Genomic DNA, 22083 nt, shown 5'->3' on the forward strand with positions numbered 1-22083 from the left:
GAACCGAACCCACGAACCGAACCATCCACGCCGCCCGGACGACCGGCCCGGCGCCACCACCCCCATGCCCGGAACCGGGCAGGGACCACCTCCGAGGAGCACCCGTCATGTCCCGTGCCACCCGCCGCACCACGTTCGCCGCCCTGCTCGCCGCCGGCGCCCTGACCGTCGGTCTGACCGGCTGCAGCAGCGACAGCTCCTCCGGCGCCAACGCCGCGCCCGTCGCCTCGGCCCCCGCCATGGCGTCCTCGGCCCCCGCCCCCGCCTCCGCCGCGGCCGTGGCGGACCAGCCGTTCGGTGCCGCCTGTGCCGCCGTGCCGAAGGACGGCAAGGGCAGCTTCTCCGGCATGGCCGCGGACCCGGTCGCCACGGCGGCGTCCAACAACCCGCTGCTCTCCACCCTGGTCGCGGCCGTCAAGCAGGCAGGTCTGGTCGACACCCTGAACTCGGCGAAGAACATCACCGTCTTCGCGCCGACGAACGACGCCTTCGCGAAGATCCCGAAGGCCGACCTGGACGCCCTGCTCGCCGACAAGGCCAAGCTCACCAAGGTCCTCACCTACCACGTCGCGCCGGAGCGCATCACCCCCGCCGCCCTGCCCGGCGACCACGCCACCCTGGAGGGCGGCAAGGTCACCGCGACCGGCTCCGGCGAGGACTTCACCGTGAACGGCAACGCCAAGGTGCTCTGCGGCAACGTGCAGACCTCGAACGCCACCGTCCACATCGTCGACACCGTGCTGATGCCGGCCTCCTGACGCCCCCGCACCACCCCGACCTCGGCCCCCGGGCCCGGCGCACCCCCGCGCCGGCCCGGGGGCCGGCGCCGTCCTGACGCTCAGCCGGTGCCGCGGCCCGTCCACTCCCGGTAGACCGCGGCGAGCGCGCCGGCCACCCCGTCGGCGCCGGGCAGGGCCTCGGTGAGCGCGGTGAGCACCGTCGCCGTCTCCGCCGGTGGGGTGGCGCCGAGCCAGGTCTCCCAGAATCCCTCCGCGGGCGGCCCGGCCCCGGTGCCCGCCACCCTGCGGGCGGCCGCGCCGCCGAGGGCCCCGTCCCACTCCCGCAGCGCCCGGGCGAGTGCCGCCTGCTGGTCGGCGGTGAAACGCCGCAGGCCGATGACGCGCAGGCTCTGCCGCACGAGTTCCGGCCGGGCGGCGCCCACGGCGCCGGTGGCGGCCAGGAGCAGCTTGGGGTCCTGCGAGAGGAGTTCGACGGCCCGGCCGTCGACCAGGCGCGCCAGCCGCCGGGCCACCGCCTCCGTTCCGCCGGGGCCGTACGCGCGGGCGAGCTCCCAGCGGGCCAGTTCGACCCGGATCTCGGTGAGCCGGTCGTCGAGGTCCTCCGCGAGCAGGACGGCCTCGGCGAGGATCGGTCCGGCGTCGTCCGGGCTGCCGTCCTCGGCCGCCCAGCGGGCCTCCGCGAAGGCCGCCTCCAGCTGCGCGGCGGGGTCGCCCTGCTCGGCCGCCCGGTGGCGGCCCCGGCGGGCCAGCGTCCGGGCCCGGCCGAGCAGGCCCTGCGCCGCACGGACCCGTGCCTCCAGCAGCAGCAGCCGGCCGCCGGGCTCGCTGCCCTCGGGGTGTTCGGCCAGCACCTCGGCGGCGCCTTCGGGGTCGTCGAGTTCCAGGAGGCGGGCCACCTGCACCTCCGCGTGCCGCTCCCACTCCTCGGCGGGCACCTCGCGCAGGGTGGCGGAGTAGAGCGTCCTCCCGGAGCGGGAGGCCAGGTACGCCTGGGCGGCGGGCGGGAGTTCGTCGATGGAGGGCACGAGCAGGGCCTCCACGCCGGGCTGCCAGCGCCGGTCGAGCTCGGCGGCGGGCCCGCCGAGGCTGAGCCGGTGGTAGAGCTCCTCGGCGCGGGACGTCAGGTCGGTGCGGTGCGCGTAGTGCAGGACGGCGGCCTGGTGGATCTCGGCGACCTGGTCGGGGGCGTCCGCCCGCAGCAGCGGCAGGAGCTGGCGGCGCACGTCGGCCCGGTGTTCGAGGGCTCCGTCGGCGGCCCGTCCGAGCAGGGCGACCTCGCGGGCGAAGAGGTCGAACAGTTCCTCGGCGCGGAGGTCGTCGGGCACGGGCACGCCGCTCGGGCCGGCCAGCACGTGGCGCAGCACACCGGGCGTCAGCCGCCGCAGCACCAGCGCGGGCCGGGCGAGCCGGCAGACGTCCGGGTCCTCGATGTGGTCGAGCACCCGGCGGTAGAGGTAGCCCTGGAGCTGGTCGCCGGTGATCCGCGCGCGGGTGCGCTCCTCGCCGATGCCGGCGAGGTCGGCGAGGCCGTCGGCGCGCATCAGGTCGGCGGCGAGCCGCAGGCTGAGCGGGTTGCCGCCGACGAGGGCGATGACGCCGTCGACGCCGTCCGGGTCGGCGTCCGGGCCGAGGAGGGAGTGCAGGTAGGCGCGGGCGGCCTCGCGGTCGAAGTCCGGTACGCGCCGCTCGCGGGCGGGGAACCCGGTGGGGGCGCGGCCGGAGAGCACGACGCGCAGGGCCGGGTCGGCCTCGGCGAGGCGGTCGAACATCCGCCAGAGCTCGGCGAGGACCTCGGGGCCCTGGTACTGCGCGGTCTCGAAGGTGTCGATCGCGAGCAGCACCGGCCCCTCGGGCAGGGTGAGCCGCAGCAGCCGGGCGAACTCGCGGTAGAGCTCCTCGCGGTCGGCGGGGCCGGTGAGGAGCCGGGCGGAGGCGGTGATGTGGTCGGGCGTGCCTCGGGCGCCCGCGGTGGAGTCGGAGTGGGCCGCGCCGATGGCGGCCAGGTCGGGGGCGGAGGCGCGGCCCATCCACTTGCGGGTGAAGAAGTCGGCGAGCGGCCGCAGGCCGGGGTGCTGGATGCGGAGCTGGCGTACGGCGTCGAGCAGCAGGGTGAGCGGTTCCTGCGGGAGCATGCCGGGCCGGTCGAGGTCGACGAAGGCGAACGGCAGCCGGGCCGGGGTGCCGTCCTGGGCGTTGCCGAGGATGAAGCGGGCGAGCACGGTCGACTTGCCGATGCCGCCGGGCCCCCAGAGGAGCAGCGGCCGGGGGTCGGTGGAGGCGACGTGGTCGGCGAGGTCGGCGAGGACGTCGGCCCGGCCGTCGAAGTGGGTGCCGACCAGCCGCCGGAGCGGTTCGAAGAGCTGCCGGTGTTCCAGGTGTTCGGCGATCTCCGTGCTGGTGGGGAGGCCGGGGACGAGTCCGTCGAGCCAGTCCGCGACGCGGGCGGTGGCGAGGAGTTCGTCGAGCGGCTGGTCGGTGGTGAGCGGGGCGGTGCCGGTGAGGTAGCGGGTGAGGGCCTGCTGGACGGGGCCCTGCGGACGGTCGGGGTTGGCGCGGAGTGCCTCGCGGTAGGCGTCGGGGCCGGACATCGCGGCGAGCACGGCGCGGCGACGGCGTTCGGGCAGCCGCCACTCCTGGACGCCGTCGGGGCCGAAGACGGGCTCGCAGACGGCGAGGAGGCTCTGCAGGGCTGCGTCGTCGGGCGGCCGGCCGACCGGCCGCAGGGTGGCGGGGTCGAAGCAGGCGAGGACGGCGGCGGCCTGCTGGTAGGCGGCCTCGGCCGGGTCGGGGGGCGCGTCGGAGGGCGCGGTGCTGTCGGCGAGGCGGGCGAGGCGCGCCTCGACGGCGTCGGCGGTGAGGTGTTCGCGGTGCCGCCTCATCGCAGCACCTCGCGGTCGAAGACGGCGTTCGCGGTGTCGCGGACGGTGCCCGGCAGGCGGCGGATCGCGTCGGCCCGGTCGGCGGGCAGCTGGGTGAGCATGCGGTCGACGACGGTGTCGATCACCGCGGGGTCGATCTCGACGTCCAGGCCGGCGGCGAGCCGCGCGAAGAAGTCGCACAGCACGCGGCGGTCGATCGTGCCGACCGGTTCGGTCAGCACGGAGTCGAGCGCGTCGATCTCCGGGTGGCCGTAGCCGAGCAGCATGACGCGCAGGCCGGGGAGGCGTTCGCGGACGGCGGCGCCGGCGAGGTGGTCGATCAGGGCGGCGGTGTCGGCCTGCAGCGGCACGTGGTCGAGGCTGTCGACGACGAGCAGGTACTTCGCGCCGACGCACTGGTCGTAGAGCTGTCCGACGAGCCAGTCGCGCAGCCGGCGGGCCTGCGCGGCGCCCTGCGCGTAGTGGTCGACGGTCGGTTCGGGCAGTTTCAGCTGGGACGCGATGGAGCTCATCAGGTCGTACGGGGTGCAGGCCTGGTCGGCCCATTCGCCGAGGTCGACGAGGAGCGGCTTGAAGGTCTGCAGCTGCTGGGCGACGTGGCTGACGAGGTACCAGGTGTACGACTTGCCGCAGGAGCGCGGGCCGGTGACGAGCAGCACGCGGCTGCGGCTGTCGGAGAGCAGGTCGCGGAGGTGGCTGCGGAGCAGGGTGCGGTCGAGGAAGAGCCGCTGGCCGAGCAGGTCGGTGAGGTACGGGTCGTCGCCGGCCGCGGGCGCGCCGGCCGGCCCGCCGGCCGGCGGGGCCGCGGCGAGCAGCCGGTCGGCGAGCGTGACGACGGCGGGGAACCGCCCCTCGCGCAGGGCGGTGAGGAACTGCTCCAGCCAGCCGCCGCGTTCGGCCTCCTCGACGACGCGGTGCACCATGCTGCGCAGGTCGCTGTCGGTGCTGATCGCCGCGAGCCTGCGGTCGATGTAGGACAGCTCCTGGCGGAGGTCCTCCTCCGCGTAGTCGGTGACGACCGCGTCCACGAGGTGGCGCCGGTCGACGCCGGAGAGTCGCACCGTCCTCACCTCCTAGCCGGCCGCGCGGAGGACCCCGTCGGCCGCGCCGCGGCGCTCCAGCAGGGTGCGGATGGCGGGCAGCGGGATCGCCTCGTTCCAGGCGGGCCGGTGGCCGGGGCTGTAGTCGGGGTCGCCGCTGTGGTGGAGGGCGACGAGGTTGAGGTCGCGGTCGAAGCAGGGCGAGCCGGAGGAGCCCGGCTCGGTGTCGGCGCCGTGCCGCAGCCGGGTGGCGTTGGCGTTGGCGCCGAGCACCGGGCCGAGGGCGAGTTTGAGCGGGGCCGCGGCGGGGTGCTGCAGCAGGAAGAGGCTCGCGTCGGTGGCGGGCGGCGCCGCGGAGGCGGTGATCCAGCCGCGGGCGGGTGCGTCGGGGGCGGCACGGTCGACGGCGACCGGCTCGTCGCCGGGGGCTTCGCCGAGCCGGAAGAGCGCGTAGTCGAGTTCGTCGTCGGCGGGCAGCCGGCCGGCCGGGTCGGTGAGGGTGTCGACGGCGCTCGGCGGGCTGGCGTCGACGAGCCAGTCGGCGCCCGCGAGGCCGACCGGGGTGCCGGGGTGGAGCACGGTGCCGTCCGCGGACCGCTTGTGGTCGAGGCGTACGACGACGTCGGCGGGCGAGCAGCGGCCGTCGATGACGGGGGCGAGCACGTGGTGGTTGGTGAGGCAGAGGGCGGGGCCGACCAGCAGGGCGGTGCCGTACGTGGTGCCTGCGGCGGCGGCCACCTCGACCCTGCCGACCTGTCCTTCGAGGGCGCCGAGGCGCCGGCGCCAGTCGGCCGGGTCGAGGTAGCCGGGCTGGGCGGCCAGGACGCGTTCGAGGGTGGCCCGCTGTTCGGGCTGCACGGGGGCCAGCCGCCACTGCTCGGCGAAGGAGGACAGGCGGGGGTTGGTGGGGTTGGCCTCGCGGGCGCCCGCGACGAGCGCCGGGGCCCAGCCCTCGCGGTCGGCGGTGTCGAGCACCTCGAAGGCGACGGTGCGCAGCGAGGACCCGAGGGAGATCTCCTCACGGCGGCGGTCGAGGTGGAAGCGGAGCATCTGGTCGAACGCGTCGAGGGTGAACGCGTCGAGGAGGGCGGCGACGGCCTCCCGCATCTGGGGTCCGGGCATCGTCATGGCGGGTGTCCCGGTGCCCTAGCCGCCTCCGAGCAGGGTGCGCACGGGGTCGCGGACGGCCGGGCTGCGCAGGTACTCGGCGGCGCCGTGGTGGTTGGCACTGTCGTTGACCACCAGCACGTCCTCGGTGCGGTCGGCGGGGGCGTACTCGGGGCGGACGGTGGAGTCGAGGGCGACGATGTCGCGCAGGTCGCAGGCGTTGCGCCAGGCGGCGACGCCGGGTGGGACGACGAGCGGCGCGGCCAGCCTGTCCTGGATCTCGGTGATGCCGAGCGGCGATCCGACGGTGACCAGCAGCGGCACCTCGCAGCGGTGCGCGCGCAGCGCCTCGTACGCGACGACCGAGCCGAGGCTGTGCCCGATCACGACGACCGGCCCGTCGGCCTCCTCCAGGGCGTGCACGGCGATCTTGACGATCCGGTCGCGGAGGCCGCCGAAGAAGTACGCGTGCACCTCCCGGACGGCGTGCCGGACGAGCGCGCGGAACACCAGGGTGCGGGCCGACCGGGGCAGCGGCAGCATCTCCAGGGCGCTCGGGGACTCCCCTGCCGCAAGGGCCTCCGCGGCGTACGTCATGTCCTGCTGCCAGGCGTCGAACGGCCCGGCCGGGGCGGCGCCGGCGGGCCCGCCGCTCTCGAAGGGGCCGGCGGCCTCCGCGCGGAGGCCGGCGAGGAACTCCTCCGGTGTCGGGGGCGACGCCCCGGGCCCGGCGGCCTCCAGCGGGGAGGGCGGGCCGGGCGGCGGGCCGAGGCCGTCGTCCGGCACCGGGCCGGGCAGGGGTTCCGGGTGGAGCAGCCGAGCCCAGTACGCCATCCGCGAGGCCCCGCCCATGGGCCGGCCGAAGAGGGCGTCGTCCCATTGCTCCTTCAACTGCTGCTCGGGTGGCTTGTTGCCGATGCCGTGCACGTAGACGATCGCGGATCCCATGGCATGCCTCCGGCGGCTGCGCTCTCCTTCCAGTGTCGACCCGCAGGGCCGCGGGTTCAATCGGCCGGGCCCTGCAGGCCCGCCCACCCGCGCTGGTGACGGTGCGTGACCGGCGGCCGGAGGCCCGGGCGCCGGGCACGGTGGGTGACCGGACCGGCCGGCCGGCCCGTTCCGCCGCCCGGCGGGCGGGACGGAAAACGGCTTGCCGCACGGGGGTGACGGCGGGTCAGAATGGTGCGGCCGCAGCAGATCCCGAACGGACCACGAGGTGGACGGCCAGTGCACAGCGACCAGGTACTCGTCTTCGACGCCGATGACACCCTGTGGGAGAACAACGTGCTCTTCGAGCGCGTCATCGACGGTTTCCTGGCCGAGGTCGCCGACGAGGCCGGCCGCCCCGCCGCCCGGGCCGTCCTCGACGCCGTCGAGGCGGCGAACGCCGTCACCCTGGGGTACGGCGCCGAGGTGTTCCGCCGCAGCCTGCGGGAGTGCCTGGAGCAGCTGGCCGGGCGGACCGCGACCGCCGCCGACCTCCACCGCATCGACGAGCTGCTCGCCCCGCTCACCGCACGCACCGTGGAGCTGATCCCCGGCGTCGACGAGACCCTGGCCGAACTCGCGGGCCGGCACCGGCTGCTGATGCTCACCAAGGGCGATCCCGCGGAGCAGCGGCGGAAGGTCGACGCCTCCGCGATCGCCCACCACTTCGAGGACGTCCGGATCGTCGCCGAGAAGGACGTCGCCACCTACCGCGGCCTGGTCGAGGAGCTGGCGCTCGCCCCGGACCGCACCTGGATGATCGGCAACTCGCCGAAGTCCGACATCGTGCCGGCCCGCCGGGCCGGGCTGCGCACCGTGTTCATCCCGCACGTGCACACCTGGGTGCTGGAGCACGAGGAGTTCGGGGCGCACACCGCGACGCTGGAGATCCGGACCTTCCCGGAGCTGCTCGGGCACTTCTGAACCGTCCCGGCCGCCCGTCGCCACCCGTCGCCACCCGTCGCCACCCGCTGCCGAGCAGGCCGACCGGGCCCGCCGTGCGCTGCCGACGTGCCCGGACGGCAGGGGCGCGTAGCGTCGGTACCGGGACGGGCGGGCGGCAGGACCGCGACGCCGGAGCAGGTGGCGGCGACGGCGGCGGGCGGCCGCCTCGCACAGGCCGCGGCCCTGCTGCAGCGGGCGCCGGACGGGCTCGTCCGCAGCATGACGGAGGAGGAGTCATGGGAACGGAACGGCACGGGACGGTGATCATCGGGGCGGGCCAGGCGGGCCTCTGCACGGGCCAGCGGCTCGCCCGGTACGGGCGGGAGTTCGTCGTCCTCGACGGCAACGACCGGATCGGGGACAACTGGCGCTCGCACTGGGATTCGCTGCGGCTGTACAGCCCCGCCCGCTACGACGGCCTGCCCGGCATGCGCTTCCCCGCCGACGGCTGGTCGTTCCCGGGGAAGGACCAGGTCGCCGACTTCCTGGAGGAGTACGCCGACCGGTTCCGGCTGCCGGTGCGCACCGGCACCACCGTGCGGCGGCTCTCCGCCGCGTCGGGCGGGGACGGCGGCGGGAGCGGGGGCGACGGGCACGGCTTCCTGGTCGGGACGGACACCGGCCCGCTGCTCGCGGACACGGTGGTGGTGGCGACCGGCACCTTCGGCCGCGGGCCGCACGTCCCGGCCTTCGCCGGGAAGCTCGACCCGCGGATCCGGCAGCTGCACTCGTCCGCGTACCGCAACGAGGCGCAGTTGCAGGACGGGCCGGTGCTGGTCGTCGGTGCCTCGCACTCGGGTGCGGACGTGGCCCTGGAGGTCGCCGGACGCCACCGCACGGTGCTGTGCGGGCGCGACACGGGCCAGATCCCGTTCCGGCTGGAGGCCCGGTCGACGCGGCTGGTGATCCCGGTGCTGTGGCAGCTCGCCGACCACGTGCTGACGACCGGCAACCCGCTCGGGCGGAAGCTCCGCCCGGAGGTCCGCGCGCACGGCGGGCCGCTGCTGCGGGTGCGGGCCGGCGATCTCGCGGCGGCCGGCGTCGAGCGGGTGCCGGAGCGGATGACCGGGGTGCGGGACGGCATGCCGGTGCTGGCGGACGGCCGGGTGGTGGAGGCGGCGAACGTGGTGTGGTGCACCGGCTTCCGGCAGGACTTCGGCTGGATCGACCTCCCGGTCCTCGGCGCGGACGGCTGGCCGGAGGAGCAGCGGGGCATCTGCCGTTCGGTGCCGGGCCTGTACTTCGTGGGGCTGGCCTTCCAGCGGGCGTTCAGCTCGATGCTGGTGGGCGGTGCGGGCCGGGACGCGGACATCGTGGCCCGGCACATCGCGGGGCGGGAGCGGCACGGGTTCCACGGGCTCCACGGGTTCCACGGGCTCCACGAGCGGCACGCGCACCGGGACGGGCGGGTCACGGCGTCGGTCTGAGACCGGCCGGGCGGGGCAGCGGTCGGCGGGGTTGACCCGCCACATACTAAGCGCGCATACTAAATGCATGACGACGATCGCCGAGGCACGCACCACGTCCACCGCACAGCCCGCCGCCTTCTTCGCCCGCTGGGCCGACACCGCCACCTGGCCGGAGTGGAACACCGACACCGAGTGGGTACGGCTCGACGGCCCGTTCACCGCCGGCGCGACCGGCGTCCTCAAGCCCAGGGGCGGGCCGCGGGTGCCGTTCACGGTCGACACCCTCGTGCCGGACCGGGAGTTCACCGACGTGTCGAGGCTCCTCGGCGCGCGCCTGACCTTCCGGCACCACGTGGAGCGCACCACGCAGGGCGGCACCACCGTCCGCGTCGAGGTCACCCTGACCGGGCCGCTCGCCCGGCTCTGGTACGCCGCCCTCGGCAAGGGCATCCGGGCGAGCCTCCAGGACGACCTCGACCGGCTCGCCGCCGCCGCCGAGGCGGACACCGCCGCGGGCGCCGCGGCCGGCCCCACCGGCCCGGACGCGCCACGCACCAGGTCGGCGCAAGAGGTGCAGGAGGTGCAGGAGGCGTCGGCGGCCCGGTGAGCACGCGGCACGGGACACCCGGGCCGGCCGCCCCGGCGGGCGGCTATCGTCGGCGCATGGACGACCGACCCCCGCGCCTGGCCAGCGGGTTCACCGAGGCCGAGCACAGCACCGGCCTGCTCCTGTGGCAGGTCACCAACCGCTGGCAGGCCGCGCAGCGCGCCGCGCTGAAGCCCCACGGGCTGACCCACGTGCAGTTCGTGCTGCTCGCCTCGCTGACCTGGCTGCAGGCCGACGGCCCTGTCACCCAGCGGCAGCTCGCCGACCACGCGGCGACCGACCCGATGATGACCTCGCAGGTGCTGCGCGCCCTGGAGGCGCGCGGCCTGGTGCACCGGCCGCCGCACCCGGAGGACCGCCGGGCCCGTGCGCTCGCCGTCACCGACGAGGGGCGGGCGCTCGCCGACCGGGCGGTGGTCGCGGTCGAGAGCTGCGACGCCGCGTTCTTCGCCGCCCTCGGCGAGGACGCCGGTGCGTTCACCCGGGCCCTGCGGACGCTCGGACGGAGCTGACCCCGGGCGCCGGGCACGGAGCGGCGGCCGCGGAGCCGGGGCGGCTCGTCGGCTGAGGGCCAGGTGGCTCGGTGGCCGGGTCGCTCGGTGGCCGGGTCGCTCGGTGGCCGGGTGGCTCGGTGGCCGGGTGGCTCGGTGGCCGGGGGCCGTCAGCGTGCGAGCGTGCGCTCCAGGCGCCGGAGCGCGACGGCCAGGCTCACCGCGCCGAGCAGGGCGAGGTAGAGCGCGGCCACCACGACCCCGGCGTCCACGGTGCCCAGCACGGGACGGCGGATCAGCTCGATGCTCTGGTAGAGCGGCAGGCACTCGACCGCCAGCTGCACCGGTCGGGGGTAGACGCCCAGCGGGTAGAACGTGGTGGCGAAGAGGAACATCGGCAGCATCACCAGCTGGATCAGCTGGAAGTCCTGCCAGCTGCGCAGGTACGTCACCACGGCGAGGCCCAGCGAGGCGAAGGCGAAACCGATCAGCAGGGCGCCGGGCACGACCAGCAGCGCCCACCCCGACCCGACCAGGCCGGACACCGCGAGGAACACGCCGAAGACCAGCGTCACCGCAGTGCCGCGCAGCAGCGCCCACAGCACCTCGCCGAGGGCGACGTCCCACACCGTCAGCGGGGTGGCCAGGATCGAGTCGTACGTCCTGAGCTCCCGCAGCTTGCCGTACATGGCGAAGGTCGTCTCGTTCATGGCGCCGTTCATCGCGGCGGTCGCCAGCAGGGCCGGTGCGACGAACGCGGCGTAGCCGCCGGAGCCGGTGCCGAGGCCGGGCACGTCGCCGACCAGGGTGCCGATGCCGACGCCCATGGAGAGCAGGTAGAGCACCGGCTCGAAGATCTCGGCCAGCAGGAGGTACCAGTTGTGCCGGTGGATGACGAGGTTGCGCTCCACCAGGACGGCGGGCCCCGCGACCGCGGGGTGTCTCAGCAGTTGGGCGAACACGGTGGGGTTCCTTCAGCGGTGGAGGCGCCGGCGGTAGCCGCGGCGCGCGAGGAGGATCCCGCCGACGGCGAGGGCCAGGAGGTAGGCGGTGTGCGCGGCGGTGGCGCCCGGCTGCGCGGTGCCGAGCACCAGCGAGCGGGTGAGTTCGGTGCCCTGGTGGAGCGGCGTGACCCCGACGACGGCCTGCAGCCACCCGGGGAGCTGGTCGACCGCGAAGAAGGTGCCGGAGAACATGTAGAGCGGCATGGCGACGAAGCGGTAGCTGCCGTTGATCCGGCCGGGCCGGTCGACCCCGACCGCCCACGCGGCGAGCGGCGCGGCGAAGGCCAGGCCGGTGAGCAGCACCGGCGGCAGGAGCAGCAGCCCGGTGCCCGGCCCGACCACGCCGAAGGCCAGCAGCACCAGCACGAACAGCACGCCGCTGGTCAGCACCCGGAACGCGACGAAGAGCAGGTGCCCGGCCAGGATGTCGCCCGGCCGCATCGGGGTCGCGGCGGCGGCCGGGTAGGCGCCCCGGCCGCGCGTGGCCAGGAAGACCGGGTAGGCCGCCTCGACGAAGGCGTTCTGCATCGCCGAGGCGGCGAGCAGGCCGGGCGCCAGGAAGTCCAGGTACGGCGTGCCCGCGAGGTGGGCGCTCTGGTTGGCGTCGACGAGCCGGCCGAGGCCGGCGCCCATGGCGAGCAGGAAGAGCAGCGGGTTGACGACGCTGATCACGACCGATCCGCGCCAGGTGCGGCGGTAGCGGCGCATCCAGTAGCCGAACGCGCGCAGCGCGGGCACCCGGGCCGCGAGCGCGTCCAGCGGTGCGGCCCGCCCGGGGCGTGCGGCGGGGGCGGGAGCGGGGGCGGCCGTCGGGTTCACGGAGGTCACCTCAGTCCACCAGCGTCCGGCCGGTGAGGGTCAGGAAGACGTCCTCCAGGCCGGCCCGCCGCACCAGCGCGGTGAGCGGGCGTACGCCGCGTTCGTGGACGGCGGCGAGCGCCGCCTCGCCGTCCTCGGCGTAGACGAGCACCCGGTCGGGGAGGTCCTCCAGGCGTTCGCCGGTGCCGGCCAGCCGTGCGGCGGCGGCCTGCTGCTCCCCGACGGGGAAGCGCAGCTCCAGCACCTCGCGGGTGGAGTGGCGGCGGATGAGGTCCGCGGGCGAGCCCTCGGCGACGATCCGGCCGTGGTCCATCACGACGATGTGGTCGCAGAGCTGCTCGGCCTCGTCCATGTAGTGGGTGGTGAGCAGGAGGGTCACCCCCTGCTGCTTGAGGCGGAAGAGCCGCTCCCACAGGAGGTGGCGGGCCTGCGGGTCGAGCCCGGTGGTGGGCTCGTCGAGCAGCAGGATCTCCGGCCGGTTGATCAGGGACCGGGCGATGGTGAGCCGGCGCCGCATGCCGCCGGAGAGTGCCTCGACCGGCTCGTCGGCCTTGTCCGCGAGTCGCGCGAACTCCAGGAGCTGGGTGGTGCGTTCGCGGATCACGGCACGGGAGAACCCGAAGTACCGGCCGTAGACCAGGAGGTTCTCCCGGACGGTCAGTTCGGTGTCCAGGGTGTCGTCCTGGGGGACGGAGCCGAGTCTGGCCCGGATCGCGGAGCCGTCCCGGGCCGGGTCCATGCCGAGCACGCGGAGGCTGCCGCCGGAGACCGGGGAGACGCAGGCGATCATGCGCATCGTGGTGGACTTGCCGGCCCCGTTCGGGCCGAGGAAGCCGAAGGCCTGGCCCCGGCGCACGGTGAAGTCGATGCCGGCGACCGCTTCCGTGGGCGTGGCGTCGCCCTTGGAGGGGTGGACCTTGCGCAGCCCCACCGCCTCGATGAGCGTGTCGGCCGCGGCGGGACCGCCCGGCGCGGTCGCCGTGCGCGCGGCGGGGTCCGCGTGGCCCGCGTCCGGCGGTGCGGCCTCCGGCCGGTGCCCGACGTCTTCGATCCCGGCCAACGACATCCCCTCCCGACGCTCCCGACCGGTCGGCCCCGCGGGGTCCGCCGGTGGGCCCCGAGGCCGGTCCGCCGCCGGGGCGACGCCATCCCATCAGGACGGGATCGCAATAACAAGATATTTTCCTGCAACTTGCCCATCAAAAGACGAAGACTGTCGACGCGTCATCCCGTCGACCGTCGGCGGTCCGCCGCGGCGGTGCCGTGCGCACCGCCGCAGCCGTCCGCGGCGCGCATCGCCCCCGCCGCAGCGGGTATCCGCCGGACATGGCGGGTGAACGGCGGGTGGCCGACGGCCGGAACGAGAGCGCGGACGAACGCGCCGACCGGCTGTGGGCCGAACTCCTCCAGGAGGTGCGGATCGCCCAGACCGGCGCGCAGATCATGTTCGGCTTCCTGCTGACCGTCGTCTTCACCGAGCGCTTCACCACCCTGCACGGCTTCGACCGCGTCCTGTACGTGGTCGTCGTGACGCTCGGCGCCGTCGCCACGGGCACGCTGATGGCCCCGGTCACCTACCACCGGCTGCTGACCGGCCGGCACCTCAAGCCGCGCATGGTGCGGGCCGCCGCACGCGTGGTGGCGCTCGGCGTCACCCTGCTCGCCCTGAACGTCGGCGCGGCCCTCCTGCTGCTGCTCAAGGTGGCGGGTCTGGGCGCCGCCGCCTGGCTGATCTCCGGCGGCGTGCTGCTCTGGTTCGGCGTGTGCTGGCTGCTGCTCCCGCTCCTGGTGCGGCGGCACCAGGACGACGGCGACCGCTGAGGCCGGCCCGGCTCAGCGGCTCCGGTCTCCCCCGCTCCCCGGCGGCGGGCCGGGCGCGGCACCGGGCCCGGCGGGCTCCCCGTGACGGACGCCCCGGAAGGACAGGCGGTGCCGGTGGTGGTGCTCCGCGGCCCCGCCGGGCGCCCCCTCGGCCTCCCGCAGGGTGTCGGCAGGCGGCCCGGGGTTCACCGGGACCGCCCGGGCGGCCCCGGGGACGGTCGCGTCGTGCGGCCTGAGCTCCGGCGGGCCGGGGTTGACGGTCATGGCGGCTCTCCTTCCCGCCCCCTCGTCCAGGCTCTGCCCGGGGCCGCGGCGGACGAAACCGCAGGCCGGACGCCCCGGTGTCGGCACGACCGGAGCCGGGTAGGCGCGTCGGCGTGACGCGGCCGGCGCGGGGCCCGGGGCCGGCCGCGACCGGCCCGGACCCAACAGAGAAACCCGGACCGACAGAGAGACCCGGACCGGCGGAGAGACCCGGACCGGCGGAGAGACCCGGACCAGCAGGGAGGACGGCCGCCATGACCGATCTCACCGGAAGGACCATCGCCTTCCTCGTCGCGCCGAAGGGCGCGGAACAGGTGGAGCTGACCTCGCCGTGGGACGCCGTCCTCGCGGCCGGCGGAACACCCCGGCTGGTGTCCACCAAGGCCGGCACGGTGCAGACCGTCCGGCACCTCGAACCCGGCGACGCGTTCCGGGTGGACGCCGTGGTCGCGGACGTCACGGCCGGTGACGTCGACGGGCTCGTCCTGCCCGGCGGCGTCGCGAACCCCGACTTCCTCCGGATGGACCCGCGCGCGGTCGCCCTCGTCCGGGAGGTCTTCCACCGGGGCCGGCCGGTCGCGGTGATCTGCCACGGCCCGTGGACGCTCGTCGAGGCGGACGTCGTCCGCGGCCGCACCCTCACCTCGTGGCCGAGCCTGCGGACCGACCTCCGCAACGCCGGCGCGCACTGGGTGGACCAGGAGGTGAAGGTCTGCACGAACGGGCCGAACACCCTGGTCTCCAGCCGGAAACCGGCCGACCTGCCGGCCTTCGACCGCGCCCTCGTGGCGGAGTTCGCCCGCACACCCGCCCACGCCTGAACCGCCGCCCGCCCACGTCCGAACCCGACCCGCCCACGCCTGGGCCGCGCCCGTCCGTGTCCGGACCCCGCCGCCCCGGGGAAGCCGGACGGCGGTTCGGCACGGCGGTCCGGGGTACGCGACGGACGAGGGCGTCCGGCGCCGCCGGACGTACCGGTCCGCGCCCTGCCCTGCGGCGCCGGGCAGGGCGTCCGACCATGGACGAGGCGGGCGGCGGCGCACACCGGGCCGCCGCCACCGCCACCGCGCCGGCAAGGAGGCCGTTCCCATGACCGTCCCCGTACCGCCCGGACCCGACGTCGGCCCGTTCCCGGACCCGACGCCGGCCCCCGTCCCCACCCCGCCCGTGCCCGGGCCGCCGGTCCCCGGGCCGCCCGGCCCGGAGCCGACACCGCCCGCGCCCGTACCGCCGTCGCCGCCCGCACCGGGGCCCGACCCGGTGCCGCCGGACCCCGCCCCCGCCCCGGAGCCCCGCCCGACGGACCGGGCCGCCCCGACGCCCCCGGTCGGCGGACCCCGGTGACACGTCCCGCCGGCCCGGCCGGCGGCGGCATCACGGTGCCGACGGTCGGCGTCGAGGAGGAGTTCCTCCTCGTCGACCGGCGCTCGCGGCTGCCGGCCGGACTGGCCCCCGTCGTGGTGAAGGCGGCAGCCGACGAGCTGGGCGAGCAGGTGCAGAGCGAGTTCTTCACCTCCCAGGCGGAGGTCTGCACCCGCCCGGTGCTCACCCTGGCGGACCTCCGCGGCGAGCTGGTGCGGCTGCGCGCCACGCTCCACGAGGCCGCCGCCGACGCCGGATGCCGGCTGGTCGGCACGGGCATGCCGGTGGTCACGGACGGGCGTCCGCCCGGCGTGACCGACACGCCCCGCTACCGCGAGATCGGTGAGCTCGTCGGGGCGGTCGCGGCCAGCCCCGAGGGTGCGGTGTGCGGCTGCCACGTCCACGTGGGGGTGGAGTGCCGGGCGACGGCGCTGGCGCTCAACAACCGGCTCCGCCCGTGGCTGCCCGTGGTGCAGGCACTGGCCGTGAACTCGCCGTACAGCTCCGGCCGTGACACCGGCTTCGCGAGCTGGCGGCACGCCTACTACCGGCGGTGGCCGACCGTCGGCCCGTCGCCGCGGCTCGACGAGCCCGCCTACCGCGCGACCGTGGCACGGCTGCTGGACTCCGGGGTGATCCTCGACCCGGCGATGATCTACTGGTACTCCCGGCCGTCCGAGCACGTGCCGACCCTGGAGACCCGGGTCACCGACAGCAACGCGGACGTCGACACCACGGTGCTCGTCGCGGCGCTCCTGCGGGGCCTGGCCGCCACCCTTCTGGCCGAACCCGCCGACGCGGCCGCACAGGACTCCGACGGCCACGGGGGCGGCCGGACCGAACTGCTCGAAGCCCACTGGTCGGCGGCCGTGCACGGGCTCGGCGCGACGGCCCACGACCCGGGGACGGGCCGGATCCTGCCGATGGACGCCCTCGTCGACCGCCTGGTGGAGCGGGCCCGCCCGGGGCTGGAGGCCGCGGGCGACCTGGCGACCGTACGGCGGCTGCTCGCCGCGCTGCGTGCGGCCGGCACCGGTGCGGACCGCCAGCGGGCGGCCTTCGCCCGGCACGGGCGCTTCCACGACGTCGTCGACGAGCTGGCGGCCGTCACCGCCGCCGGCTGACACCGCCGCGTCCGGCCCGCCGCCGCGTCCGGGGGGCCGGACGCGGCGGCGTCAGCCCCGGCGGGCGTCGGCCGGTGTCCCGACCTCCAGCCACACCGTCTTGCCGACGGGCCCCGGCTCGGAACCCCAGGCCGTCGAGAGCCGGTCGACGACGAGCAGCCCGTGGCCGCCGGGAGCGGTGCGCGGGCGTCCGGTGCGCAGCCGCGGCGGGTCGAGGCTGTTGTCGGCGACCTCCACCCGCAGGCCGTCGGCGGTCCGCTGGAGGGTGAGTTCGCGGGGGCCTCCCGCGTGCAGGCAGGCGTTGGTGACGAGTTCGCTGACCATGAGCAGGACGTCCTCCGCGACGGTCAGCCGCTCCCCCGGCGAGGCCGGGAGCCAGCCCCAGTCGTACAGCGCCCCGCGGGTGAAGTCGCGGCAGCGCTGCACCGCGCCGCCGGCGCCGTAGAGCGCGAGCCGGCGGATCTGTTCGGCGGGCAGCGGTGACCCGGTGCGCCCGGTCACGGGACGTCGCCTCCCCCGGGCGCGGGGCCCTCGGCGACGCCGGCCGCCTCGACGGTGTCGACGACGCGGAAGACGGCGCCGGTGCCGGTGATCTCCAGCATCCGTTCGATCATGGGCGTGGGCCGGGCGATGACGATCTCACCGCTGTCCGCGACGGCCCTGGTGCGGGCCTGGAGAAGGAGGTTCAGGCCGGTCGAGTCGCAGAAGCCCAGGCCTGCGCAGTCGACCACGACCACGGCCCGGGGTGTGCGCAGCGCGGCGTCGAGCGCGTCGGCGAACGGGCCTGCCGTGTCGTGGTCGAGTTCGCCGACCGGACCCAGGGTCCAGCCCAGTGCCGTCCGCCGCACGGTGACGGTGAGCGGTACGGCTCCGCGGGCCTGGCCGGCGTTCCCGGCGCCTGCCTCCATGGGCCGGCCTCCTCGCGTGTGGTCGGGTGGTCCGCTGGTCGGGTGGTCCGCGCGGGCGTGTGCGCCCGCCTCACTCCCCGGTGCGCTCCGGGCCGCCGGGGGTGTCCTCCGAGCCGGTGTCCTCCAAGCCCTCCCGGAGCCGGTCGAGGATGCCGGCGAGGATCCGCGACACGTGCATCTGGGAGACCCCGATGGCCTCGGCGATCTGCGACTGGGTGCGGTCGCCCCAGAAGCGGAGCTGCAGCACCGCGCGCTCGCGTTCCGGCAGGTCGCGCAGGAGCGGCCGGACGGACTCGCGGAACTCCACCAGGGCGAGGTCGGGGTCGCAGGCGCCGAGCCGGTCGAGGAGCGAGGTGCCGGGCTCGTCCGAGCCGTCGTCGCGCAGCGAGTCGAGGGAGTCGGAGCGGTAGGCGCGGCCCGCGCCGAGGCCCGCGGTGACGTGTTCGGGGTCCACGCCGAGGTCGTCGGAGAGTTCCTGCACGGTGGGCGGCCGCCCGAGGTCCTGTTCGAGCCGGTCGGCGGCGCGCGCGACCGACAGCGACATCTCCTGCAGGCTGCGCGGCATCCGGACGGGCCAGGTGGTGTCGCGGAAGAACCGCTTGATCTCCCCGGTGATGGTGGGGATGGCGTAGGTCAGGAACTCGACCCCGCGGTCGAGGTCGTACCCGTCGACCGCCTTGATCAGGCCGACCGTGCCGACCTGCACGATGTCGTCGAGCTCGGCACTGCGGTGCCGGAAACCGGCGGCGGCGAACCGCACGAGCGGCATGTTCAGCTCGATGACGGTGCCGCGCACGTAGCTGAACTCCCGGGTGCCCGGTTCGAGGCCCGCGAGCCGGCGGAACAGCGCGTCACTGAGCGCGCGGGCCTCGGCCTTGCCCATGGCCCGCAGTTCGCCGGGGCCGGGCCGGCGGCAGGGCGCGTCGGCGTCCGGGGCGGGGGGCACGGCAGTGTCCGGCGCGAGGGCTGCCGCGGGCGCGGTCGGTACGGCGGGGTTCAGGGGCGCGCTGGTCGGAGGAGCTGACATGGTCGTCTCCGCGGGGAGTCGTCCGCGACCGGTCGGCGTGGTGCACGACCTGCAACGGGGCGGTGGCGGCCGCCCCGGGTTCCGGGGGCGGCCGCCGCCCGAAGTTCCGGGCCGCCCGGCGGCTCGGCGCCCCGGGCGGGGAGGCAGGCAGACGGCCGAACGCCTCCACCTTCCGCATGTACCCGATCGATCGCCGCCGAACCATCGGCGGCGGGCGTCCGCCCCCGGGCCGGGGGGGGGGTGGGGGGGGGGCGCCCCCCCCCCCCCCGCCCCCCCGCCCCCCGCCCGGCCCCCCCCCCCCGGGGGGGGGGGGCGCCCCCCCCGGGGGGGGGGGGGGGGGGGGGGGGGCCCCCCCCCCCCCCCGCCGCACTCCCGCCCGCCGCGCTGCCGCCGTCCGCCGTCCGTGGTCCGCCGTCCGTGGTCGCGGTCGCGGTCAGAGGCCCAGCCGCTGGACCAGGCGCCGCCGCCGCGACACCGGGGATGTCGGGGAGGTGGCCGATCCCCTGGAGGGGGTGGTGGACGGCCGTGCGGCGGCGGCCGGCCGTGCGGCATCGCCCGGCCGGGCCGCCCGCAGGGCCTTGCGGGCGGCCCGGAGCTCCGCGGAGCGGCGGGCGGACCGACGACGGCCCGCCAGGGCGAGCGCGCAGCCCAGCGCGAACACCAGGGCGAGGGCGATCCCGGCCAGGAAGACCTCCAGGGTGCTCACGGTGGTGTCGTGGCCGACCAGGGCGAGTGTGAGGTCGGGGGCGGTGCGGGCGTTCTCGACGATCAGCAGGCCGGTGAAGGCACCGGTCGCCAGGAGCAGCAGCAGTCCTACGGGCAGCATCGGGGGTCTCCTTCCAGGGATCCTGGCGACCCGTGTGCCCGGCTTGCGCGAGTGCATCCCCCTCCGCACCGGCCGGGCCGGGCGGGCCGGTGCCCGCACCGGCCTGCAGGGCGCTACCCGTCGAGGCCGCGCCCCTGCCGGAGCCGGGCGGAGACGTCGGCCGGGTCGACGAGCGGCGGCGGGTAGCCCTCGGGCCGCCGGTCGAGCGCCCAGGGGCGGTGCACGGCCCGGCCGGGGATCCCGGCCAGTTCGGGCACCCACCGGCGGACGTACGCGCCGTCCGGATCGAGGCGGTCTGCCTGGGTGAGCGGGTTGAGCACCCGGTTGGGGCGGGTGTCGGTGCCGGTGCCGGCCACCCACTGCCAGTTCAGCTGGTTGTTGGCGAGGTCGCCGTCGACGAGCAGGTCGAGGAAGTGCCGGGCCCCCGGACGCCAGTCCTGGTACAGGGTCTTGGTGAGGAACGACGCGGTGAGCAGCCGGGCGCGGTTGTGCATCCAGCCCTCGTGGGCGAGCTGCCGCATGCCCGCGTCGACCACCGGGAAGCCCGTCCGGCCCTCCCGCCAGGCGGCGGCCTCGCGGGAGTCCGCCGTCCAGCCGTCGTGCTTCGGGCGGTAGTCGTGCCAGGCGGCCTGCGGGCGGGCGGCAAGCACCTGGTGGTGGAAGTCGCGCCACACGAGCTGGCGGACGAACGCGTCCGCGCCGGGGCCCCCGCGGTCTCCGGCGAGGGCGGTGAGCTCGGTGGCGGAGAGGCAGCCGAAGTGCAGGTACGGCGAGAGCCGCGAGGTCGAGTCGGCGGCGAGGTCGTCGTGCACCTCCGCGTACCGGTCGACGTCGTACGCCTTCCAGAGCCGTCGGCCCGCGCTCTCGCCGCCCGGAGGCAGCCCCGGCGAGTCCGGCCGGACGGACGGCACGGCTGCGCTCGCCAGGCCCTCGGGCGTGCGCAGCGCGGCCGGTGCGCGGTGCACGGGGCGTCGCGCGGTCTGCTGCCAGGCCCGGAAGTAGGGGGTGAAGACCGCGTAGTGGTCCTTGCCCGCGGGGGTGACGGCGCCGGGCGGGGCCACGGTCAGCGAGCCGTCGTGGACGTGCAGGCGCTCCCCGAACTCCGCGCGGAGCGCGTGCTCCCGGCGCCTGGCGAAACCGCTGACCCCCGCCGCGACGTGCACCGCGACGGCGCCGGTCCCGGCGGCCAGCCGGGCGGTCTCGGGGACGCTGCGGCCGTGCCGCAGGACGAGCCGGCCGCCGATCCGGCGCAGCGAGGCGTCGAGGTCGGCGAGGCAGTCGGCGAGGAAGGCCCGGCGGTTGGCGGCGGCGAACCCGGCCGCCTCGACGTCGGGGTCGAGCACGAACAGCGGGACGACCTCGTCGGCGCTGCGCAGGGCGGCGTGCAGCACCGGGTTGTCGTGCAGGCGGAGGTCCTGCGTCAGCAGGGCGATGGCGATCGTCATGGCGACGCCAGGCTAGCGATCGCGGCGGGCCCGGCGGGGGCGCGCCGTTCGGCGCGTCGGGGTGACCCGTCCGGCGTACGGCCGGGAGCGGCGCACCAGGGATGCGAGGAGCCGGGGCCCGGGTCGGCGGGTCAGCGGGTGCCGACGCTGCGGCCGCTGATCCGGGTGGGCCGGATGCGGACCCACAGCGGCCGGACGCCGCCCGCCCAGGGTTCGGCGCCGGGGTGCCCGGCAAGCCGCCGGACGGCCTCCGGGTCCTCCACGTGCTCGGCGGTGCCGCTGATCAGCACGCTCCAGCCGCGGCTGAGCCGGTCGTCGATGCGGTCGACCTGGAAGGAGACGCTGCTGCCCGGTTCGGCGGCCGCGGCGCCGTCCGGCCGGGTGCGGTAGGCGATGGTGCCCGCGTCCACCACGTAGTTCACCGGGAAGACCGCGGGGCCGGGCCCGGCGGGCAGCGCGAGGTGGCCGACGCCGTGGCCGCCGATGCGGTCCCAGCACTCCCGGGCGGAGAGCTGGACGAGCACGGGGTGCGTCCCCCCGCTCTGCCCCGGGGGGTGGTCCGCGCCGCCCTCGACGAGTTCGCGGTAGGTCGTGCCGAGCGCGGCGGCCAGCCGCAGGAAGCCGCCGGGGTCGAATCCGGGCCCGGCCTCGACGAGGTGGTGCAGGTAGCGCGGCGCCATGCCGGCGCGGGCCGCGAGGTCGGCCTCGCCGATGCCGAGGGCCTCGCTGCGTTCGGCGATCCGCCGGGCGATGCCCGCGGGATCGGCCGGCCGGGGGGTGCCGGCGTTCTCGTCCACGTCTCTGGGTCCTCCCGGTCGGGGCCGGCCCGCCCGCCGGTACGGGGTGCCGTCGCGTCCTGGCGCGTTCTGTCGTGTCCGTCCACCAGTAGAGCCCGCGGCGGGCCGGCACGCCCGGCAACGCCCCGCCGCCGCGACCGGCCGGGGCGGGCGGCCAGGGCGGGCGGCAGGGGCGGGGACGGCGGCGCGACCGGGCGGTGCGGGGGGCACGGCGGTACCGGGGTGAACACCGTTCTCGCACGGGCCGCACACATCCGGCGCACCGGCCCCGCCCGGGCGGCCCGGGTCGGCCGGTGGTGACGGTCCGTCAAGTCCGGCTGTACCGAAGGTTGAGAACCTGTCAAAACCCCTGCTCGGAGCCGTCCGAGGGGTGCGCGGCCCGTGAAGGCAGGGTGAGGGTGATCGGAGGGACGCAAGGAACTGCTGGTACTAATAGGCGCGTTCCACGCCGACAGTCGAGCCGCACCGCCCCCGCTGCACC

21 protein-coding genes are annotated in these 22083 nt (G+C 76.4%); 8 read left to right on the top strand and 13 right to left on the bottom strand.

The genetic code is table 11. The annotated features are described in order from the left end of the window. The first annotated feature begins 107 nt into the window (after positions 1-107). Positions 108-758, top strand: a complete 651-nt coding sequence (locus SNE206_RS29870) for a fasciclin domain-containing protein (protein ID WP_407916633.1) — start codon at positions 108-110, stop codon at positions 756-758. A gap of 80 nt (positions 759-838) precedes the next feature. Here the strand turns inward: SNE206_RS29870 and SNE206_RS29875 are convergent, their stop codons facing one another. From SNE206_RS29875 to SNE206_RS29890, 4 genes are read right to left on the bottom strand one after another with little or no spacing between them, the layout of a single operon-like run. After that, entirely contained in the window at positions 839-3619 is a 2781-nt protein-coding gene (locus SNE206_RS29875) for an AAA family ATPase (RefSeq protein WP_407916634.1), read from the bottom strand. Further along, complete coding sequence (locus SNE206_RS29880) at positions 3616-4680, bottom strand: effector-associated domain EAD1-containing protein (protein ID WP_407916635.1); 1065 nt, start codon at positions 4678-4680, stop codon at positions 3616-3618. The genes SNE206_RS29875 and SNE206_RS29880 overlap by 4 nt, the downstream gene beginning before the upstream one ends. A 12-nt stretch (positions 4681-4692) precedes the next feature. Further along, positions 4693-5787, bottom strand: coding sequence for an effector-associated domain EAD1-containing protein (locus SNE206_RS29885; protein ID WP_407916636.1), 1095 nt, complete (start codon positions 5785-5787; stop codon positions 4693-4695). An 18-nt stretch (positions 5788-5805) separates the two neighbouring features. Further along, entirely contained in the window at positions 5806-6714 is a 909-nt protein-coding gene (locus SNE206_RS29890) for a hypothetical protein (RefSeq protein ID WP_407916637.1), read from the bottom strand. A 279-nt stretch (positions 6715-6993) separates the two neighbouring features. Between SNE206_RS29890 and SNE206_RS29895 the strand changes: the two genes are divergently transcribed. From SNE206_RS29895 to SNE206_RS29910, 4 genes are all read left to right on the top strand, one after another. After that, positions 6994-7677, top strand: coding sequence for an HAD family hydrolase (locus SNE206_RS29895; protein ID WP_407916638.1), 684 nt, complete (start codon positions 6994-6996; stop codon positions 7675-7677). Positions 7678-7934: 257 nt separating this feature from the next. Beyond that, positions 7935-9125 carry a flavin-containing monooxygenase gene (locus tag SNE206_RS29900; protein WP_407916639.1) on the top strand — a complete coding sequence of 397 codons (1191 nt, stop codon included), beginning with the start codon at positions 7935-7937 and terminating at the stop codon, positions 9123-9125. Between the two features lie 67 nt (positions 9126-9192). Then, positions 9193-9714: an SRPBCC family protein gene (locus SNE206_RS29905; protein ID WP_407916640.1), complete on the top strand. Its 522-nt coding sequence runs from the start codon at positions 9193-9195 to the stop codon at positions 9712-9714. A 56-nt stretch (positions 9715-9770) separates the two neighbouring features. Then, on the top strand, positions 9771-10226 hold the full coding sequence (locus SNE206_RS29910; RefSeq protein WP_407916641.1) for a MarR family winged helix-turn-helix transcriptional regulator: 456 nt from the start codon (positions 9771-9773) through the stop codon (positions 10224-10226). 149 nt (positions 10227-10375) lie between these two features. On the opposite strand, the gene SNE206_RS29915 is transcribed toward SNE206_RS29910, so the two are convergent. Genes SNE206_RS29915 through SNE206_RS29925 form a run of 3 tightly spaced genes read right to left on the bottom strand, consistent with a single transcriptional unit; the run spans position 10376 to position 13088 of the window. Continuing rightward, entirely contained in the window at positions 10376-11167 is a 792-nt protein-coding gene (locus SNE206_RS29915) for an ABC transporter permease (RefSeq protein ID WP_407916642.1), read from the bottom strand. 12 nt (positions 11168-11179) lie between these two features. Beyond that, positions 11180-12028, bottom strand: a complete 849-nt coding sequence (locus tag SNE206_RS29920; RefSeq protein WP_407916643.1) for an ABC transporter permease — start codon at positions 12026-12028, stop codon at positions 11180-11182. A gap of 10 nt (positions 12029-12038) precedes the next feature. After that, positions 12039-13088: an ABC transporter ATP-binding protein gene (locus tag SNE206_RS29925; protein ID WP_407916644.1), complete on the bottom strand. Its 1050-nt coding sequence runs from the start codon at positions 13086-13088 to the stop codon at positions 12039-12041. Positions 13089-13354: 266 nt separating this feature from the next. On the opposite strand from SNE206_RS29925, the gene SNE206_RS29930 reads away from it, so the two are divergent. From SNE206_RS29930 to SNE206_RS29940, 3 genes are all read left to right on the top strand, one after another. Then, positions 13355-13849: a DUF6328 family protein gene (locus SNE206_RS29930; RefSeq protein WP_407916645.1), complete on the top strand. Its 495-nt coding sequence runs from the start codon at positions 13355-13357 to the stop codon at positions 13847-13849. Positions 13850-14367: 518 nt separating this feature from the next. Next, positions 14368-14934, top strand: a complete 567-nt coding sequence (locus SNE206_RS29935; protein ID WP_407916646.1) for a type 1 glutamine amidotransferase domain-containing protein — start codon at positions 14368-14370, stop codon at positions 14932-14934. 519 nt (positions 14935-15453) lie between these two features. Beyond that, positions 15454-16599, top strand: a complete 1146-nt coding sequence (locus tag SNE206_RS29940; protein WP_407916647.1) for a glutamate--cysteine ligase — start codon at positions 15454-15456, stop codon at positions 16597-16599. A 51-nt stretch (positions 16600-16650) separates the two neighbouring features. Here the strand turns inward: SNE206_RS29940 and SNE206_RS29945 are convergent, their stop codons facing one another. From SNE206_RS29945 to SNE206_RS29970, 6 genes are all read right to left on the bottom strand, one after another. Further along, positions 16651-17100, bottom strand: coding sequence for an ATP-binding protein (locus SNE206_RS29945; protein ID WP_407916648.1), 450 nt, complete (start codon positions 17098-17100; stop codon positions 16651-16653). Next, a complete protein-coding gene (locus SNE206_RS29950; RefSeq protein WP_407916649.1) occupies positions 17097-17507 on the bottom strand; it encodes an STAS domain-containing protein in 411 nt (136 codons plus the stop codon). Before SNE206_RS29950 ends, SNE206_RS29945 begins: the two co-directional genes overlap by 4 nt. Positions 17508-17577: 70 nt before the next feature. Continuing rightward, on the bottom strand, positions 17578-18534 hold the full coding sequence (locus tag SNE206_RS29955; RefSeq protein WP_407916650.1) for a SigB/SigF/SigG family RNA polymerase sigma factor: 957 nt from the start codon (positions 18532-18534) through the stop codon (positions 17578-17580). A gap of 433 nt (positions 18535-18967) precedes the next feature. After that, on the bottom strand, positions 18968-19360 hold the full coding sequence (locus tag SNE206_RS29960) for a hypothetical protein (RefSeq protein ID WP_407916651.1): 393 nt from the start codon (positions 19358-19360) through the stop codon (positions 18968-18970). Between the two features lie 113 nt (positions 19361-19473). Then, positions 19474-20805, bottom strand: coding sequence for a cryptochrome/photolyase family protein (locus tag SNE206_RS29965; protein ID WP_407916652.1), 1332 nt, complete (start codon positions 20803-20805; stop codon positions 19474-19476). A 131-nt stretch (positions 20806-20936) separates the two neighbouring features. Then, positions 20937-21602 (bottom strand): pyridoxamine 5'-phosphate oxidase family protein, encoded by a 666-nt coding sequence (locus SNE206_RS29970; RefSeq protein ID WP_407916653.1) that lies wholly within the window; start codon positions 21600-21602, stop codon positions 20937-20939. Positions 21603-22083 lie beyond the last annotated feature (481 nt).

It is taken from the genome of Kitasatospora sp. NE20-6 (assembly GCF_045862635.1).

What these genes read in the sequence shown, in the direction of transcription:
- SNE206_RS29965 (WP_407916652.1), bottom strand. Translation starts at nt 20,805, where the DNA reads ATGACGATCGCCATCGCCCTGCTGACGCAGGACCTCCGCCTGCACGAC.
- SNE206_RS29900 (WP_407916639.1), top strand. Translation starts at nt 7,935, where the DNA reads ATGGGAACGGAACGGCACGGGACGGTGATCATCGGGGCGGGCCAGGCG.
- SNE206_RS29905 (WP_407916640.1), top strand. Translation starts at nt 9,193, where the DNA reads ATGACGACGATCGCCGAGGCACGCACCACGTCCACCGCACAGCCCGCC.
- SNE206_RS29950 (WP_407916649.1), bottom strand. Translation starts at nt 17,507, where the DNA reads ATGGAGGCAGGCGCCGGGAACGCCGGCCAGGCCCGCGGAGCCGTACCG.
- SNE206_RS29910 (WP_407916641.1), top strand. Translation starts at nt 9,771, where the DNA reads ATGGACGACCGACCCCCGCGCCTGGCCAGCGGGTTCACCGAGGCCGAG.
- SNE206_RS29955 (WP_407916650.1), bottom strand. Translation starts at nt 18,534, where the DNA reads ATGTCAGCTCCTCCGACCAGCGCGCCCCTGAACCCCGCCGTACCGACC.
- SNE206_RS29875 (WP_407916634.1), bottom strand. Translation starts at nt 3,619, where the DNA reads ATGAGGCGGCACCGCGAACACCTCACCGCCGACGCCGTCGAGGCGCGC.
- SNE206_RS29870 (WP_407916633.1), top strand. Translation starts at nt 108, where the DNA reads ATGTCCCGTGCCACCCGCCGCACCACGTTCGCCGCCCTGCTCGCCGCC.
- SNE206_RS29890 (WP_407916637.1), bottom strand. Translation starts at nt 6,714, where the DNA reads ATGGGATCCGCGATCGTCTACGTGCACGGCATCGGCAACAAGCCACCC.
- SNE206_RS29930 (WP_407916645.1), top strand. Translation starts at nt 13,355, where the DNA reads ATGGCGGGTGAACGGCGGGTGGCCGACGGCCGGAACGAGAGCGCGGAC.
- SNE206_RS29885 (WP_407916636.1), bottom strand. Translation starts at nt 5,787, where the DNA reads ATGACGATGCCCGGACCCCAGATGCGGGAGGCCGTCGCCGCCCTCCTC.
- SNE206_RS29960 (WP_407916651.1), bottom strand. Translation starts at nt 19,360, where the DNA reads ATGCTGCCCGTAGGACTGCTGCTGCTCCTGGCGACCGGTGCCTTCACC.
- SNE206_RS29935 (WP_407916646.1), top strand. Translation starts at nt 14,368, where the DNA reads ATGACCGATCTCACCGGAAGGACCATCGCCTTCCTCGTCGCGCCGAAG.